This window comes from Zavarzinia sp. (assembly GCF_041650655.1).
GTDB lineage: Bacteria > Pseudomonadota > Alphaproteobacteria > Zavarziniales > Zavarziniaceae > Zavarzinia.
In genome coordinates, this window is the sequence record NZ_JBAZKR010000260.1 from 1 (window position 1) to 2758 (window position 2758).

Annotated in this window: 3 protein-coding genes; all 3 read left to right on the forward strand. The window is 65.8% G+C overall.

What is annotated here, in order from left to right:
- Nucleotides 1–881: hypothetical protein (locus tag WC493_RS23230; protein ID WP_373069023.1), on the forward strand; the 881-nt coding region annotated here is incomplete at its 5' end.
- Nucleotides 882–939: 58 nt separating this feature from the next.
- Entirely contained in the window at nt 940–1587 is a 648-nt protein-coding gene (locus WC493_RS23235; RefSeq protein ID WP_373069025.1) for a 2-hydroxychromene-2-carboxylate isomerase, read from the forward strand.
- Nucleotides 1588–1732: 145 nt separating this feature from the next.
- Nucleotides 1733–2758 (forward strand): sn-glycerol-3-phosphate ABC transporter substrate-binding protein UgpB (gene ugpB / locus WC493_RS23240; RefSeq protein WP_373069027.1); only part of this gene is annotated, 1026 nt, incomplete at its 3' end.

Here is a 2758-nt window from a genome sequence, read left to right on the forward strand (position 1 = left end):
CGGTGTGGATCGCATGGCTGCGCAATCTGTCGTGGGCGGGCCGCGGCTATTTCCTCGTCGCGGCCTTGCTCGCGGCGCAGGTGCTGCTCGTAACGATGCCGGCCGAACCGCGCTGGCCCGATGTAGCCGACGACCACCGGCGCCTGGCGCGCTATGCACTGTTGGTCGAGGACGAGGGCTGGGCGCGCATCGACGGCGGGGAAGCGCGGCGCTGGTACTTTCCGCCCTGGCGCAATTTCGAGGACTGGACCAAGGCCGCGCGCAGTCGCCTGGCCGCAGCGCGCAGCGCGCCGGCCGGGCAGGAAGTGCTGGACATCCCCATCATCGCGACGCCGCCGCTGCTTGACGGCAACATCGGTGCGGACGAATGGCGCGGCGCGCGGCGCATCGAACTGGCGCCGCAGGCGCTGGGCACGGTGGTGCATGTCGCCGGCGACGAACGCTACCTCTACTTCGCCGCCGACGTCCCGGCCGAAACGACGAGCGGGGGCTTCGACCAGTTCCGCGTCTGGTTCCACATCGGGCTGTCGCCCTGGCTCGACAACGAACGTGTCTTTCTCGACCGCCATGGCGGAGTGTCGTCGCTGCGCCAGACGCGCTTTCCCTGGGGCGACCATGCGCCGCGGTCACGTACCGACTGGCGCATCTACGAACGTGCGCGCGGCGCCAGCGCGCTGAGCGGCCACCGCCGCTTCGAACTGGCGCTGGAGCGCGATGAATCCGGCATCGCGCCGGGCGTCGCCTTTCCGCTCTGGCTGGAAGTGGAGGGCGATCCGCAGAACGAAGCCGCCGGCAAGTTCAAGGCGCGCACCTACCTCGGCCGCGCCGGTAGCCACGCCTCGCCCTTGTGGCTGCGCATCGTGCCGCGCCGGGCGCCGTAGCCGGTACCGGCAATTCGGCCCGACAAGTTGTCCGATCAACCCGACAGAAAGGCAAGGCATGACGCAACGCATCCCCGCCCGCTGGTATTTCGACATTGTCTCGCCCTTCGCCTACCTCCATCTCAAGCGCTTCGGCGAATTGCACCCGGCACTCGATGTCGAACCGGTCCCGGTGCTCTTCGCCGGCCTGCTCAAGCATTGGGACAACAAGGGACCGGCGGAGCTGGCGCCGAAGCGTTTGCACACCTACCGCAGTTGCGTATGGGCCGCCGCGCAACATGGCATCCCCTTCCGCCTGCCGCCGCGCCATCCCTTCAACCCGCTGCACGGGCAACGCCTGCTGGTCGGCCTCGGCGCGCCGCGCGCGGCGGTGGAGGCGGCCTACGATTTCATCTGGGGCGAAGGGCGCGACCTAGCCGCAGAATGGCCGCTGTTCTGCGGGCGGCTCGGTGTCGGCGGCGAGAGGGCGGCAGCGCTGATCGGCGATCCGCAGGTCAAGCAGGCATTGATGGACAACACCGCTGCCGCCGCGGCGCAAGGCGTGTTCGGCGTGCCGACGCTGGCGTTTCGCGGACAGAACTTCTGGGGCAGCGACACCATCGCCTGGGCCAATGCCTTCATCGACAACCCGCAGATGTTCGAGTCGGGCGAAATGCAGCGCGCCGCCGACATCGAGGTGGGCGCCGCGCGCAAGGAAATTCGCTGAGCGCCAAACCCGGCCGGTGGCTCGGCATCAGGCCCGGCGCGGCATCGCGGCTATCCCGTTTTGCATCTTTTCTTCAAGCTATACTAAGGCGAGTTTTTCCGGCGAAATACCGACCCGGCATTCGGGGCAACCAAAGGAGGACATCATGCGAATCAACACGCTCACCGCCACCCTATTCGCTGCCGGACTGCTCGGCGCGACGGCCGCACAGGCCCAGACCGAGATCCAGTGGTGGCATTCGATGGGAGGCGCGCTCGGCGAGGCACTCAACGGCCTGGCCACCAAGTTCAACGAAAGCCAGAAGGACTACAAGGTCGTCCCCGTCTACAAGGGGCAGTACCCCGAGTCGATGACGGCTGCAATCGCCGCCTTCCGCGCCGGCAACGCACCGCATATTCTGCAGGTGTTCGAAGTCGGCACCGCGACCATGATGGCGGCCAAGGGTGCGATCGTGCCGGTGGCCAAGGTGATGACGGACGCCAAGGAACCCTTCGATCCGAATGCCTACCTGCCTACCGTGACCGGCTATTACTCGGACGTGAAGGGCAACATGCTGTCCTTCCCCTTCAACAGCTCGACGGTGATGTTCTACATCAACAAGGATGCCTTCAAGAAGGCCGGCCTGGAGCCGGTGGCGCCGAAGACGTGGAAGGAGTTCCTCGTTGCCGCCGAGAAGCTGAAGGCGACCGGCCAGCAGTGCGTCTATACCACCAGCTGGCCATCCTGGATGCACATCGAGAACTTCAGCGCCTGGCATAACGTGCCGATCGGCACCAAGCAGAACGGCATGGGCGGGTTCGATACCGAATTCACGATCAATTCGCCCTTGCATGTGCGCCACGTCGCGATGCTCGGCGACATGGCGAAGAAAGGCCTGTTCACCTACGCCGGACGCACCAACCAGGGCGACGCCAAGTTCTACAGCGGCGAGTGCGCCATGTTCAGCGGCAGCGCGAGCGCCATTGCCGGCATCAAGAAGGCGGCCAAGTTCGAATGGTCGGTCAATTTCATTCCCTACCACGACGACGTGAAAGGCGCGCCGCAGAACTCGATCATCGGCGGCGCTTCGCTGTGGGTGATGGGCGGCAAGAAGCCTGACGAATACAAGGGCGTGGCGAAGTTCATGGCTTACCTCTCGGAACCCAAGGTCCAGATGGGATGGCACACCACC